The organism is Marinospirillum sp. (assembly GCF_035271045.1).
Taxonomy (GTDB): domain Bacteria; phylum Pseudomonadota; class Gammaproteobacteria; order Pseudomonadales; family Halomonadaceae; genus Marinospirillum.
Genome location: NZ_DATESC010000030.1, coordinates 115,084 through 130,027 on the forward strand (window position 1 = coordinate 115,084; position 14,944 = coordinate 130,027).

The following is a 14,944-nucleotide window of genomic DNA, read 5'->3' on the forward strand; positions in this document are numbered from 1 at the left end:
TAGATTAAAACAGGTCTTCAGGATCAATATCTAAAGACCAACGTACCCGCCGCGCCTCTGGGCTTTTTTCTAGCCAGCTTAAAAGCTGAGCAACCAGTCGGTGTAGCGGGGCGCGTTTTTTAGCGTGCAGCAAAAATTGCATATGATAGCGGCCTTGTCGCCTTTCCATTGGCGCAGGCACTGGCCCAAGCAAAGTAAGGTGTTCTTGATTAAGGGCATTGGCCTGCCCAGCTAACAGACGCATCAAGGCGTCTACCTGTTCCGTTTTCGGCGCTTCCGCCCTAAACATCGCAAGGTAAGCATAAGGCGGCCAATTGGTTTTTTGCCTTTCATCTAATAAATCCAACGCCAACGCCTCATAACCTTCTATGCACAGTTTTTCTAATCTTGGGTCGTCACTGTGGTGGGTTTGAATAATCACCTCGCCAGGCTTTTCTTCGCGTCCAGCGCGTCCAGCCACTTGGATAATTAGCTGCGCCGTACGCTCCATAGCACGAGGGTCGCTGGAATACAGACCGTGATCGGCATTAAGCAAAGTTGCTAAAGTGACATCCGGGAAATGATGCCCTTTTGCCAACATTTGTGTGCCTAGCAAAATAGCCGGACGCTGACGGGCAATTTGCTCCAGCTTAGCCGCTAAATCATTACGATTACGCACGCTGTCTCTATCAAGGCGTATCACCGGAATATCAGGATAGCGCTCAAGCAAGACTTCCTCTGCACGCTCGGTACCCACACCCAAAGGCTTTAATTCACCGTCAACGCATTGCGGGCAAGAAGTAGGCAGTGGCTGCTGTTGGTCGCAGTGATGGCAATGCAGTTTAGGCGGCTCTTTATGCCAAGTCATGCGCGAATCACAATGCAAGCAACCAGCTATCCAACCGCAACCAGTACACATTAACACCGGCGCAAAACCACGGCGGTTCAACAGCACTAACACTTGATTATCGGCTTTTAAATGCTTATCCATCGCCAACAACAGCGGCTCTGAAAAACCACCAAATAATTTACGGTTGCGTATATCCAACAATTTAGGTTCAGGTACTTTCACACCCTGAGCGGGGCGCTGGCGTAAATGCAGCCATAAATAAGCACCGTCTTTTGCTTTAACCAGCGTTTCTAACGCAGGCGTAGCAGAACCTAGCAAAATAGGAATATTTTCTTGCTTAGCCCGCAACACGGCCAAATCCCTAGCTTGATAGCGCAAACCGTCTTGCTGTTTAAACGAAGTATCATGTTCTTCATCAACAATGATTAAGCCTAATTTAGGCAAAGGCGTAAAAATAGCCGAGCGTGTTCCCAGCACCACCGCAGCACGGCCTTGCATAGCGCTGCGCCAAGCATCAAGGCGCTCTTTATCGGTCATGGCCGAGTGCATTGACACCACACGGCGGTTAAAGCGTTGCTCAAAACGTTTTAACGTTTGTGGTGTTAAACCAATTTCAGGAATCAACACCAACACCTGCTGACCGGCTTCTAAAAGTTGTTGAATCAGCTGCAAATAAATTTCTGTTTTACCGCTGCCGGTTACACCCTGCAACAGCGCTGGACTAAACGTGCCTAATTTTTTTGTAAGGATTTGCATAACTTGTTGCTGTTCAGCGGTTAGCGTTAAAGGCACTTCAGCCAGCACACTTTTAGGCAAATGTTCATCGAGCGGCAGCTGTGGCAAGCCAATACCTTGGGTTTTGGTGGCTAGTTTTTGCAAAGCGATTAAGTTTTTAGTTTGCAACGCTTGCAACATAGCAAGGCTGTAACCTTCGGCTTGCAACGCTTTTTGGGTTTTAGGCTGAGCACTGGTTTGCAGTAGTTTTAATAGATTTGCTTGGCGAGGCGCACGTTGCAGTTCTGACAAGGGTGTGGTTTTGCCTAGCTCTGTTAGCTCCCAACGCGGCTCTTGTGGCGGGTGTAAGTTTTGACCTTGGCGTAATAATGCCGGTAACGCCGCTTGTAAAACCTCGCCCATCGGCTGATGATAATAACTAGCGACCCAGCGTAAAAAATCTAAATGATGCTGAGTAAACAAGGGCTTAGTGTCTAAATAAGCCAACGCTGCTTTAATACGATTATTGGGTAAGTCACTAGCAGCTACCTGCCCCATGACCAAACCAATCATCTGCCGATTACCAAAAGGTACTTTTACTCTAACGCCTACAGCGGGTAAAGGCTCGCCTGCTACGGGCCAGTAATCAAATAAACGCCGTAAAGGTGTGGCTAAGGCAACTTGTATTAAGGGCATGACTTTACCTGAAAATGTTTGGCGCTGAGCCTTTTGCCTGTTAGAATACGCCACCTTAAATCCTATTGACACCCTGTGCGGTGCTTGGCATTAGATCAAGCGGCGGCACAGCTTTAACGAGGCTGAACATGAAACAAGACATTCACCCAAAATACAATACAGTTGCTGCAACCTGTACTTGTGGTAACACCTTTACTTTCAATTCAACGCTAGGCAAAGAAACAATTGACCTAGACGTTTGCTCTAGCTGCCACCCTTTCTACACCGGCAAGCAAAAGCAGGCTTCTTCTGGTGGCCGTGTTGAACGTTTCTCTGCACGTTTTGGTGCACGTACGACTAAGTAATTTTATTGCTTTTATAAGAGCCAGAATTCGCTTTAGTGGATTCTGGCTTTTTTTATCGTTTCTTTTATTATTTTTATCGTTTGATGATCTTAGCTACAACTCTTGCGGCCATAGGTCGCAGCTTTACACCCCCCTTCCTATCGCTTCAAATGCTTGTGAGGCACTGCAAACTTATATATGCTAATTAGACATTAGTAACAATTTTTTTTATTGCCCATATAGCGAATAATCATAATGTCACAAGATATGAAGCAAGCTGCTCTCGATTATCATGCTCTGCCAATTCCTGGCAAGTTAAGCATTGAACTAACTAAACCTACTGCAACTGCAAAAGACTTAGCCTTAGCTTATAGCCCTGGCGTTGCTGAACCTGTCCGTGAAATCGCTAAAGACCCAGACCTAGCCTACAAATACACAGGTAAAGGTAACTTGGTTGCAGTTATTTCTGATGGTACTGCCATTCTTGGTCTAGGTAACTTAGGGCCTTTGGCTTCTAAGCCCGTTATGGAAGGTAAAGGTGTATTATTTAAGTGCTTTGCTGGCGTTAACGCTGTTGATATTGAAGTGAATGCTGAAAGCCCTCAAGCTTTTATTGATACCGTTGCGCGTATTGCTGACACCTTTGGTGGTATCAACTTAGAAGACATTAAGTCGCCTGAGTGCTTTGAAATTGAGCGCACCTTAATTGAACAGTGCAACATTCCAGTTTTTCATGATGACCAACACGGTACGGCAATTGTTACTGCTGCGGGCATGATTAACGCGCTAGAACTAGCCGGTAAAAAAATTGAAGAGGCTAAAGTCGTTTGCCTTGGTGCAGGTGCTGCAGCGATTGCTTGCATGAAATTGTTGGTTGCTTGTGGTGCAAAAAGTGAACACATCTACATGGTCGACCGTAAAGGCGTTATTCATGCGGGTCGTGATGACTTAAATCAGTACAAAGCAATGTTTGCTAACGATACAACCAAGCGTACTTTAGACGATGCACTGGATGGTGCTGATGTGCTAGTCGGTCTTTCAGGCCCTAATCTTGTTAACGGTGAGCAAATTAAAAAAATGGCGGCTACGCCTATTATTTTTGCTTGCTCTAATCCAGACCCAGAAATTGATCCGGCTGTTGCTCATGCAGCACGTCCTGACGTTATTATGGCTACGGGGCGTTCCGACTACCCTAACCAAGTTAACAACGTACTAGGCTTTCCTTTCATTTTCCGTGGCGCACTGGATGTTCGTGCCAGCGTAATTAACGAAGAAATGAAAATTGCAGCAGTTAACGCCTTAAAAGACTTGGCAAAAGAGCCGGTTACTGCTGAAGTTTTAATTGCTTATGAGTTAGACGCTTTAGAATTTGGCCCGCAATACATCATTCCTAAGCCAATGGACAGCCGTTTGCTAGGTGTTATTTCTTCAGCCGTTGCCCAGGCCGCTGTTGATACAGGTGTAGCACGCCTACCTTTCCCTGCTCATTACCCGTTAAAAACCATTAACGACGTATACGGCAACTAAGTTTTTTAACGCTGCTTTAACTCGACATTAAAGCTAAACCTTCAGGGGTTTAGCTTTTTTTTTGCTCTAAAAAAACACTTAAACAATAGCTGCTTATGCGTATAGTTATCATTTGATTTTGCTTCTGTATGGCGTTAAGCTTCACCTCCGATGTTAACTGTAAATCATTCCTATTTATTGACCGGTGGTTATGAAGGCTTTTTCTCTCCCTAAATTCAAATTATCGCGTAGCCAGCGCTGGGTTCGTCCCTTGCACGCTTACAGCTCTATGTTGATGCTGTTTATTCTATTGTTTTTTACGCTAACTGGCTTAACGCTTAATAACCGTCAGTGGTTGCCTACACCTAGTATTTCTAACGATGTAGAGCTGCCCTTGGCTGAAGCGTTTAGTGATGTTGTTTTTGCAACAGATACAGCAGAACAACAAGGTCAGGCAGTTTGGCAATGGTTAAAAAATGAGCAGGGTTTATCAGGCGGCGAATTAAGTGTGCAGTGGTCAGCCGATGAGTCTTTGTTGATGCTGGATATTAAACGCCCCGGTGGTTATACGCTGGTGGAAATACTGCCAGAAGAACAAACCGTTTGGTATGAAAATCACAGTTTGGGCTGGATGGCTATCGTGAATGATTTACACATGGGGCGTTACAGCGGCAAGGTTTGGAGCTGGTTTATCGACTTGTCCGCCGTGGTGATGTTGCTCTTCACTTTAACGGGTTTTTGGTTAGTGTTGTTTCATCCTAAGCGCCGCAGCCGCACTTTATTACTGAGCGGTTTTGGTACGTTATTAATGGTGATTCTTTATTTTTGGATATTGTTATGAATCAAACAAAAAAAGTAAAAAAGCTGGCTACCTTATTATTAGTGAGTGCCTTAACCAGCGTGCCTTATGCTTTTGCAGCAGAAGTCAGTATTGAAGTTAATTTGCCAGCCAGTGAAGGTTCGATGAATTACCGTCCTTACGTTGCGGTATGGATTGAAGATGAAAATGACCAAACCGTAAAAACCGTAGCGGTATGGCGTAAAGAAGCGGATTGGTTAAAAGATATGCGCCGTTGGTGGCGTAAAGCTGGGCGTTATGACCAAGGTGAATTAGACAGCGTAACGGGTGCAACGCGTCGTGCAGGTATTCACCTCGTTAAATGGGATGCGACAAATCAACAAGGTGAGCCAGTAGCAGCAGGTAAATACACCATCAATATTGAAGCATCCAGAGAACATGGTGGGCGAAGCTGGATTCGTCAGCCAATGACTTTAGGCGGCAAGAATCAAGTTTATACCACTAAGGCTGCTGAAGAATTGGGCAGTATGACGATTAAAGTAAGCAATTAAAGTAAGCCACTAGGCTAGTTGACAATACAGGAGTTTTATAATGAAAAAACGTAACTGGTTGGGTGCAGCAGCCCTGTCTTTAGCTTTGCTAGCACCCAGTGTACAAGCACACCCTTTATGGATGTTGCCTAGCGAATTCAACCTTTCCACAGAAGACGCTTTTTGGATTACCGTTGATGCAAGTGCCGCGCATGGCGTGTTCACTTTTGATAAAGCGGTCGGTTTGGATAATGTCAGTATTTATACCCCTGCTGGTGATCGTCAGCGTATGGGGCCTTATTTTAAAGGTAAGCGCCGCAGCGTATTTGATTTAGAAATTAACACTGATGGTACTTATAAAGTTGAGCTAAGCAGCCCGCAGCGTTATGTGACGACTTATGAAATTGGCGCACGTAATACGAAACGCAGGATTTTTGCTAATAAGCAAGAAGCCGAAATTCCTGAAGGGGCTAAAAACGTTACAACCACGGTTATGCAAACGTTATCAACTTTTTACGTTACGCAACGTGCGCCCAGCAATAAAGTATTAGAAGCAACCGGCAAGGGGTTTGAGTTGCATCCGTTAACACACCCAAGTGATGTGGTTGCTAAAGAACAATCACGTTTCAAATTTACTTTTGATGGTGAACCGTTAGCTAATATGGCTGTAGAAATCACTTCGCACGGTACAGCTTGGCGCGATTCACGCGATCAAATGGATTTAAAAACCGATAAAAATGGCGTCGTTACTTTTAAGCCTAAAGTCGCTGGCCCGCATTTGTTAATGACCAGTATGCGTAAAGCAATTGATAGCCCTTTAGCCGATGCCGCAGGGGTTAATTATCACCTAACTTTTGAAGTTTTATCTCAATAATGACTGTTTAGTTAAATTAAGGAACCCACCATGATTAAACCGTTTTTTCGGCATTGCTTGTCTGTTCTGGTCAGTTTATTGGCGCTTATGCCGCTTGTTGCTTGGGCGCATTATCCGGTGATGGATTGTAGCCGTGACGGTGAAGAAATTGCTTGTCGGGTGGGTTTTAGTGACGGCACTTTGGCACAGGGGCAAGCGGTGATTATTTATTCTTATGACGATGAAGTATTAGCAAAAAGTGTTGCTGACGGGCGTTCTGTGGCTAAGTTTGCTTGGCAAGAAGGTGAATTTTATATTCAATTTGATGCGGGACATGAAGACGCTGCTGAGTTTGACTATGTTGAATTCTAGGTTGAATGAACCAGCGATGGTTGACCTTGTTCGCCCTGACGATGGCCGCCTAGAAAGTTTTTGGGTGGCTTTGTTTATTTTTTCAGTATTGCTTTTGGGTGGGCTAGGCATTTTAGCAAGGCAAGAACCGGCTTTAGTTGCCGATCCTTCCGCGAGTTTAAATCAACCACAGCGCCAGTTACTGTTAGAGTTGTCGATTACCGCTGAAGAAATTGAGTTTGCCGGTGGTGTTGAAGGTATTGAACTGCCGGTATTTTTTGGTCAGAAATTACCCGCATGGCAAGAAGTTTCTAGCCGCTGTTTTCTATTACGCCAGCCTAATTCTAGCGCGGCTTTTGTGTTGCAGATGCAAACCGAGCACTTAAAGACTAATCACCCAGCAATTTTTTTTACACCTGAATTAGCAGCGATACCTAATAGCTGTAACCAGTTAGATACTTGGCTACGAATGGATAACCACCCATGAAACCTTATTTAATGCGCTTTATTAGCTATTTAGTTCTAGTAGCTTTACCTAGCTTAGCAGTGGCTAAACCTTTAGTTGTCGGCATTACTTTGCATCCTTATTACAGCTATACCGCGCAAGTAGTGGGTGATCGTGCCACTTTATTGCCGTTAATTGAAAGCGGCTTTAACCCGCATAATTATGAATTACAGCCTACGGATATTCAGCGCCTTAATCGTATGGATGCGCTGGTGTTAAATGCAATTGGGCATGATGAATTTGCCGTTCATGCTTTGGAAGGTTTAGATTTACCCAATTTAACGTTAATTAATGCCAATAAAGACGTACCGCTGCTGTCTTCTGGCGGTGGCAATGCTAATTATAATCCACATAGCTTTGTATCAATTGATGCAGCGATTCGTCAGGTTTATACCATTGCCAAAGCCTTGGGCAAACTAGACCCAGACAATGCGAGTTATTTTCAACAAAATGCGCTGAATTATGCGCGGCAATTACGCCAATTAAAAAACACTTACCGTAGCCAATTATTGGATGCTGATTTAAGTAAGGTGCGTATTGCTAGCACGCATAATGCTTATGGTTATTTATTGCAAGAGTTCGGTATTGGTATTGATACTGTTATAGAGCCAGCACACGGTGTTGAACCCAGCGCCAGCCAATTACAAACGACCATTCAGCGCATTCAAGATGCCAATATACAGGTGTTATTTACCGAGCTTAATATGGATAACCGTTATGTTGATGTAATTGAAAAAGCTACCGGCATTAAAATTTATCATTTTTCACACATGACGCATGGTGATTACGATGCTGAACAAGTATTACGTGAAATGGAACATAATCTTGCTACGTTAGTAAAAGCTTTAGTGTTAGCAGCTAAGGCGAATCGCTAATGGGCCCAGCAATTGTATTACAGCACTTTAGCTTGGCGATTAATGGCGTAGACATTTTACCTACTATTAACGCCCATTTTAACGCCGGTCAATTACACGCTATTACGGGTGCAAATGGTTCGGGTAAATCGTCGTTATTAAAAGCCATTTTAGGTTTAGCGCCACATCAAGGCCGTATTGAACGCCATTGGCAGGGCACAGATGGCACAAAAGGCAAGGTAAGGCCGGTGGCTTATGTACCCCAACAAAGTGCATTTGAACCGTCATTACCCATTACAGTTAATGAATTTTTATTGGCTAGCTTAACAAGGCGGCCATTTTTTGCTTGGCGTAAAATGACTGATTTAAAAAAAGCCCAAAGCCTGTTGCAGCGGGTTGGTATGCAAGATAAAGGGCATTTACGTTTAGGTGAATTGTCGGGTGGTGAGCGGCAGCGTTTATTGTTTGCCCAAGCTTTAGAGCGTGATGCTTTATTATGGTGTTTAGACGAACCCATGACTGGCCTAGATTTACAAGCCCAAGCATTGATTAACCAAGAAATTAAACAGCTACGTGAACAAGGTGCAACCTTATTGGTTATTCACCATGATCCTCACTGGGTGCAGCAGTATGCTGACCAAGTTTGGTGCGTAGATAATGGTTTATTTGAAGGTTTTTCAAGCACAGCAAAAGGGCAAGAGCCATGATGGATGCATTGCGTGAAGGGGTGTTTAACCTACAGCAAGCGGGTTATTTACCCGAAATGTTTCGCTATGCTTTTTTAACCAACGCCTTGGTTGCAGCATTAATTGTTGGGCCATTATTAGGTGCGTTAGGGCCTTTGGTGGTGGTTAAACGTTTAGCTTTTTTCTCTGAAGCGGTTGGGCATGGTGCTTTAACCGGCGTGGCTTTAGGCATTTTGTTAGGTGAACCAGCAACGCAACCCTTAGCCGCGCTATTTGCTTTTTGTGTGGTGTTTGCCCTGCTGCTGCACTGGATTAAAAGCCGTACCCAAATTCCTTATGATGCGTTAGTTGGGGTGTTTTTAGCGTTTGCTATCGCGTTAGGTGCTTCGTTGCTATTATACGTAGCAAAGAAAGTTAATGTCCACATTTTAGAAAACGTCTTATTTGGTTCAATCTTAACCGTCAAAGACCAAGACTTATTGGTGATGCTGCTACTAGCCATCGTCTGTATTGGTTTAATGATATTCAGTGGCAATCGCGCTTTAATCAGCAGTCTTGCACCCGATTTAGCCAAGGTTAGAGGCATTAAAGTTGTTTTTTATGACTATGTATTTGTGCTGTTAATTGCACTGATTACCGTGGCTTCGGTAAAAATCATTGGCTCTATTTTGGTAGGGGCGCTGCTACTGGTACCAGCAGTTTCAGCGCGAATGATTAGCCGCACTGGTCGTGAGTTTTTTTGGTTATCGGTGGTATTTGCCACGCTTAGCTGTGTATTAGGTATTTTATTGCCAATGGCGGGTGCGCTGCCGATTCCTTCAGGTGCAGCCATCGTGCTGGTGGCTTCTTTGGGCTTTATTCTAGCTTTGGCTATCAGACGTTGGAGAGCGTGATGAGGTTTAAGTTTTTAATTATATTTTTTTTACTCATAAGCGGGACGGCGTTGGCAGCCAAGCCTAGCGTCACCACTGCCGTGCCGGTGGTGGATTTAATTGCCCAAGCTTTATTAGAAAAAACACCCGTTCAAGTGATTTATTTGCCGCCAAAACGCTTACCCATTAATCGTATTCCCGCTTGGTTGAATAGTGTTGGCAGTAATGAATTAGCCGTTACTGATGCCGTATTAACGGTTGAATCAGTTTCGCGCGGATTAGCCGTTTTTTCGCTGCTGCGCCAAAAAAATATTCGTCTAGTCGCTATAGATTTAGCCCAAGAAATCACACCAAAGGGTGCAGGCATTACCCAGCGTCAAGGCATTAGCGAGCCAGATTACTTTTGGTTAGATACTAACAATCTTTTGTTGATGGTGAATATCGCCGCACGGGATTTAGCCCGTTTATGGCCCGAATATGCTAAGCAAATTAATCACAACCGTGGGGAAGTATTGCGTCAAATTCAGCAGTTGGCTTTGCAAGTGGATGAGTTGTTGCTGTTAGCTAATGTTAACTCGCTAGCGCTTAGTGATGAAAAATTAATGCCACTGGCTCAGGTTACGATTTTGCCTTTAGTCGAGGCGGACGTTGCTGATTTAGTGTTAAGCACGCGAGTCGAAGCGGGCAAAAAAACTTGGGTCATTGATCCACTGCTACGCCCTAGTGCTAAAACTTTAGAAGCTTGGCTAGAATCGGTGGTGGTGAGTTTGCAACAGGCTTTAATAGAATAGATTTTCTGCAACCTTGTTGGCTTTATCTAGTCTAAAAACACCCATTAATTCAGCAGTTAGTTAAGGAAACCCCAGCATTATGGCGCTTTCTAAAAAAAATAAGCGGGCAATAATGATCGTTATTTTATTACTGTTAATCGCCGGTTTAACTGGGTGGTTTTTAAGTGATAGCAAGGTTGAGCAGCATTTACCGACCGCTAAAGTTGTGCGTGGTAATTTGCAAGAAAAAGTCACGGCTACTGGCACACTGAACCCTAAAAACTATGTCGATGTGGGCGCACAAATTTCTGGGCAGTTGGTGCATTTGCACGTTGAAGTAGGAAGCGAAGTTGAAGCCGGTCAGCTTTTAGCAGAAATTGATGCGCGGGTTTTAGAAGCCAATGTTGCGGCAAGCCGTGCCCAATTACGTGCTCAAGCAGCGCAATTAAGAGACCGTAAAGCACAATTAAAACTGGCTGGCTTGCATTATCAACGCCAAAAAGCATTGCGTAAAGATGAAGCTGTGACTGAAGAAGCGGTGCAGCAGGCCGAAGCCAGTTTTTTATCCTCGCAAGCACAAGTCGATCAACTGCAAGCCCAAATTGAACAAAATCAATCGTCTTTAGCCGCCGATGAAGCCAACCTAGAATACGCCCGAATTCTTGCACCAATGAGCGGTACGGTCGTATCAATTAAAGCGCAACAAGGACAAACGCTTAATGCTAATCAACAAGCGCCGGTTATATTGCAAGTGGCTGATTTAAAACAAATGCGCGTAGAAACCCAAGTTTCTGAGGCGGATATTAGTCGTTTAAACGTGGGTATGTCGGCGTATTTCACCACATTAGGCAGTCAAGGTGAGCGTTGGCAAGGTAAGTTATTACGCATTGAACCTACGCCGGTGGTTGAAAATAACGTAGTGCTTTATAACGCACCTTTTGATGTTGAAAACCTAGCAGGCAAACTGTTGCCACAAATGACCGCTCAGGTTTTTTTTATTGTCGCCGAAACAAAAAATGCCTTATTGGTGCCAACCGCTGCCTTACAGCGCATAAAACGTAACACTTACCAAGCCACTGTATTGCATAGCGATGGTCGCCAAGAACAACGTGACGTTAAAGTAGGTGTGAATGACCGCATTCAAGCCGAAGTGTTAGAAGGTTTAAGCGAAGGTGAAGCCCTGCTGCTGCAAGCCGGTGCCAAAAAACCAGCGAATGCTATGCCAAGAATGCCACGCTAATGAATAAGCCAGTCAATATAAACGTATCAAACGTCCCCTTAATTCGATTAGAAAAAATCACCCGCAGCTTTAGTAACGGCGAAGAAACCTTACAAGTCTTAAAAGGTTTAGATTTAATCATCGAAGAAGGCGAGTTTGTTGCCATTATTGGTAGCTCTGGTTCAGGAAAAACAACGTTAATGAATCTTTTGGGTTGTTTAGATCGACCCAATTCTGGCGAGTATTGGTTTCGTGGACGACCTGTTAGCCAGCTAAGTAAAGATGAATTAGCTTATTTACGCCGTGATGCTTTTGGTTTTGTTTTTCAAGGTTATCATTTATTGCCCGGTACGCCAGCGATTAATAACGTTGAATTGCCGGCGATTTATGCCGGTTTACCACCTGAACAACGCCGTGAAAGAGCCTTGGCTTTGTTAGCGCGTTTAGGTTTAAGCGACCGCATTAATCACTTGCCAAGCCAGTTATCGGGTGGGCAGCAGCAGCGGGTTTCTATTGCCAGAGCCTTGATGAACGGTGGGCAAATTATTTTAGCTGACGAACCAACGGGGGCTTTAGATACTAAAAGTGGCATTGAAGTGATGCAGCTCTTAAAAGAACTATCGGCACAAGGTCATACGCTATTACTGATTACCCATGATGCTGAAGTCGCTGCTCATGCTGATCGCATTATTGAAATACGTGATGGCGAAATTATCAGCGATCAAAAATCTGCAGCAGTACAAGAGCCTAAAGCACGCTTGCCTTTGCTAGAAGTAGCAAAAGAGCAGCCGTTAATTGATGTGTGGGAATCCACCAAAGCTGCGTTTTCTGCGTTGCACCGTAACTTATTTCGTACGTTATTAACCTTGCTGGGCATCGTGATTGGCGTTGCGTCGGTAATTGCTATGTTGGCGATTGGGGATGGCGCTAAAAATGAAATTGTTGAACGCATTAGTTCGTTAGGTAGCAACCTATTATTGGTGCGCCCGGGTGCGCCTAACCAGCGTGGACGATGGAGTATCGCAACTTTGGTGCCTGAAGATGTGGATGCTATTAACCTTGAAATACCTAATGTGTTGGCAGCCATTCCTGAGTTGACTGGTACAGCTACGTTACGTTATGGCAACCGTGATAAAAGTACCAGCATGAATGCGACTTCTGCTGCTTTTCCGCTGGTTCGGCAATGGAATGTGGCACAAGGTACTTTTTTTAGTGCTGAAGATGAAGCACTTTATGCCACCGTAGCAGTATTAGGTAAAACCGTTGCGGATGATTTATTTGCTGGCCGTTCGCCTTTGGGTGAATACGTGATGGCAGGCGGTACGCTGTTACAGGTGATTGGCGTAATGAGTGAGCGCGGCGCTTCACCGATGGGGCAAGACCAAGACGACTTGGTATTACTGCCTTATAGTACCGGCAGTTTACGGATTTTTGGGCAGCGTTTTTTACGTAACGTCACGGTAGCAGTAGACGATGTTAGTCAAATGGAGGCAACGCAAAATCAGATTTTTGACTTGTTATTAGCGCGTCATGGCGATGAGGATTTTCAAATTCGTAATATGGCTTCGTTAATTGAAAATGTAACGGCGACTCAAGATACATTTACTTTATTGCTAGGTTCTGTGGCGGCCATTTCATTGCTAGTAGGTGGTGTTGGCGTAATGAATATTATGCTGGTCTCGGTGAATGAGCGAACCCGAGAAATAGGTATACGTTTAGCGACAGGTGCGCGGGCACGTAATATTCTGCAACAGTTCTTAATCGAAGCGTTAACCATTTCTGCCTTGGGCGGATTAATCGGCGTGATGATTGGATTAAGTACGGCTTGGCTGGTGGGTTATTTAGGTACAACGGTCTATTTTTCTGTTTTTCCTGTGGTATTAGCTTTTAGTTGTGCATTTGCTACAGGGCTTATTTTTGGTTTTTTGCCAGCACGCAAAGCAGCGCATTTAGATCCAGTCAAAGCCTTGTCTACGGAGTAGCAGTAATGTTGTTGTGCTTGTTTAAAAAAGTACGTTTTAGATTAGTGGTTATTAGTATTGGGGTATTGTTGTTAAGTGCTTGTGGCTATAACCCTCAGCACGAAACCTTGCCTGTTGAGTTTAGTAAAGCGTGGCAAGCGGCTCAAAAAGACTCAACGCTTGAATATACCGCAGCTAACAGTGATTGGTGGTTGTCTTTTGAATCACTGCAGCTAAACGCGTTAATTGCCAAAACACTGGAGTCAAATCCCGATTTGTTAATGGTCTATCAACGTATTTTGCAAGCTGAGGCGCAGTTAGGGATTACGCGGGCGGATACTTTACCCCATTTAGATGCTAGCGGTTCACTGGGTTTAAGTCATAGCAGCGGTCGTTCAAGTAATAGTAAATCGTCAAGTTTTGGATTAAATACCAGTTATGAAATTGATTTATGGGGCCGCTTAGCAGCAGAGCGTTCTGCTAGTGAAGCAACCTTAGCGAGTAAAGTTTATGACTGGCACGCAACGCGTTTAACGCTAACGGCTGCTGTGGCTAGCAGCTGGTTTAAATGGTTGGTATTAGATGGTCAGCAACGCAATGCCTTATGGTATTTACAAGCCTCTGAACAGCAACTCAATTTCATTGAAGCGGGTTATGAACGCGGTAGTATTAACCGCGTCGAGCTAGCGCGACAGCGTAAACAAGTCTTAACACGCCAAGCCAATTTAACAAAATTAACCCATCAAAAGCTGCAAGCTAGCAATGCTTTGGCTTTGTTATTGGGCGAATCACCGCAGCACTTTCAGCCACCTCAGGCGAAGTTAATGCAGCTACAAATTCCACGCCCTAACCCAGGTTTACCTACTGATATTTTAAGCCGTAGACCCGATTTAGCCCGTGAAGAAGCACAGTTAAAAGCAGTTGATGCTGATTTAGCCATTGCTAAAAAGACCATTTACCCAAGTCTTAACCTAAGTGCATCCGTAAGGCTGGCAAGCGCTAATAGCTTAATTTTTGGTGATCCAACACAAAGCTTAAATTTAGGTGCAAGCATTACGCAAAGCATTTTTGATTTTGGAAAACGCCGCCGCCAAATAACGCTAAGCGAAGCCAAGCAGCAAGAAATGCTGTTAAGTTATTACAAGGCGGTTTTAACTGCGTTAGCCGAAGTAGAAGACGCATTAAGCAACGAGCAGCTAAGCCATACACTAGAAATTCAGCAGCAGCAGTTAATTGCAGAGAATCGCTTAATTGCCAGAAACACCGAAAAGCTTTACAACGCCGGTGCAGAAAAACTAACCGATTTACTGGATGCTCAACTAGAAGAATTACAAGCAGAAGATCAGTTGTTAGCGCTTTACCAAGATCGTCTTAATGCTAGCTTAAACTTGTATAAGGTATTGGGTGGTGGCTGGCGCGTGGATTAATCGGTTGCTTTACTTTTTACTGTTAAAAATAATGCCAATAAGCTATAAA

The 14,944-nt window shown here is 44.3% G+C and carries 15 protein-coding genes; 14 read left to right on the plus strand and 1 reads right to left on the minus strand.

Annotated features, from left to right (window positions below; all coding sequences use genetic code 11):
- Positions 1-4 precede the first annotated feature (4 nt).
- Entirely contained in the window at positions 5-2,239 is a 2,235-nt protein-coding gene (locus tag VJY63_RS11160; RefSeq protein WP_324050882.1) for a primosomal protein N', read from the minus strand.
- A gap of 128 nt (positions 2,240-2,367) precedes the next feature.
- On the opposite strand from VJY63_RS11160, the gene rpmE reads away from it, so the two are divergent.
- The 14 genes from rpmE (at position 2,368) to VJY63_RS11230 (ending at position 14,895) form a co-directional block, all read left to right on the plus strand.
- Positions 2,368-2,583: a 50S ribosomal protein L31 gene (rpmE, locus tag VJY63_RS11165; RefSeq protein WP_324050884.1), complete on the plus strand. Its 216-nt coding sequence runs from the start codon at positions 2,368-2,370 to the stop codon at positions 2,581-2,583.
- 234 nt (positions 2,584-2,817) lie between these two features.
- Positions 2,818-4,089 (plus strand): malic enzyme-like NAD(P)-binding protein, encoded by a 1,272-nt coding sequence (locus VJY63_RS11170; protein WP_324050886.1) that lies wholly within the window; start codon positions 2,818-2,820, stop codon positions 4,087-4,089.
- Positions 4,090-4,279: 190 nt separating this feature from the next.
- Positions 4,280-4,909, plus strand: a complete 630-nt coding sequence (locus VJY63_RS11175) for a PepSY-associated TM helix domain-containing protein (protein ID WP_324050888.1) — start codon at positions 4,280-4,282, stop codon at positions 4,907-4,909.
- Entirely contained in the window at positions 4,906-5,418 is a 513-nt protein-coding gene (locus VJY63_RS11180; RefSeq protein WP_324050890.1) for a DUF2271 domain-containing protein, read from the plus strand. Before VJY63_RS11175 ends, VJY63_RS11180 begins: the two co-directional genes overlap by 4 nt.
- A gap of 40 nt (positions 5,419-5,458) precedes the next feature.
- Positions 5,459-6,271, plus strand: a complete 813-nt coding sequence (locus VJY63_RS11185; protein ID WP_324050892.1) for a DUF4198 domain-containing protein — start codon at positions 5,459-5,461, stop codon at positions 6,269-6,271.
- Between the two features lie 30 nt (positions 6,272-6,301).
- Positions 6,302-6,622, plus strand: coding sequence for a hypothetical protein (locus VJY63_RS11190; RefSeq protein WP_324050894.1), 321 nt, complete (start codon positions 6,302-6,304; stop codon positions 6,620-6,622).
- A complete protein-coding gene (locus tag VJY63_RS11195) occupies positions 6,609-7,088 on the plus strand; it encodes a hypothetical protein (protein ID WP_324050896.1) in 480 nt (159 codons plus the stop codon). Before VJY63_RS11190 ends, VJY63_RS11195 begins: the two co-directional genes overlap by 14 nt.
- On the plus strand, positions 7,085-7,981 hold the full coding sequence (locus tag VJY63_RS11200; RefSeq protein ID WP_324050898.1) for a metal ABC transporter solute-binding protein, Zn/Mn family: 897 nt from the start codon (positions 7,085-7,087) through the stop codon (positions 7,979-7,981). Before VJY63_RS11195 ends, VJY63_RS11200 begins: the two co-directional genes overlap by 4 nt.
- Positions 7,981-8,667 carry a metal ABC transporter ATP-binding protein gene (locus VJY63_RS11205; protein WP_324050900.1) on the plus strand — a complete coding sequence of 229 codons (687 nt, stop codon included), beginning with the start codon at positions 7,981-7,983 and terminating at the stop codon, positions 8,665-8,667. Before VJY63_RS11200 ends, VJY63_RS11205 begins: the two co-directional genes overlap by 1 nt.
- Positions 8,667-9,539, plus strand: coding sequence for a metal ABC transporter permease (locus VJY63_RS11210; protein WP_324051033.1), 873 nt, complete (start codon positions 8,667-8,669; stop codon positions 9,537-9,539). Before VJY63_RS11205 ends, VJY63_RS11210 begins: the two co-directional genes overlap by 1 nt.
- On the plus strand, positions 9,539-10,309 hold the full coding sequence (locus VJY63_RS11215; protein WP_324050902.1) for a hypothetical protein: 771 nt from the start codon (positions 9,539-9,541) through the stop codon (positions 10,307-10,309). Before VJY63_RS11210 ends, VJY63_RS11215 begins: the two co-directional genes overlap by 1 nt.
- A gap of 79 nt (positions 10,310-10,388) precedes the next feature.
- Positions 10,389-11,528, plus strand: coding sequence for an efflux RND transporter periplasmic adaptor subunit (locus tag VJY63_RS11220; protein ID WP_324050904.1), 1,140 nt, complete (start codon positions 10,389-10,391; stop codon positions 11,526-11,528).
- Positions 11,528-13,489: a MacB family efflux pump subunit gene (locus VJY63_RS11225; protein WP_324050905.1), complete on the plus strand. Its 1,962-nt coding sequence runs from the start codon at positions 11,528-11,530 to the stop codon at positions 13,487-13,489. The genes VJY63_RS11220 and VJY63_RS11225 overlap by 1 nt, the downstream gene beginning before the upstream one ends.
- Positions 13,490-13,494: 5 nt before the next feature.
- Positions 13,495-14,895 carry an efflux transporter outer membrane subunit gene (locus VJY63_RS11230; RefSeq protein WP_324050907.1) on the plus strand — a complete coding sequence of 467 codons (1,401 nt, stop codon included), beginning with the start codon at positions 13,495-13,497 and terminating at the stop codon, positions 14,893-14,895.
- The last annotated feature ends 49 nt before the right edge of the window (positions 14,896-14,944 follow it).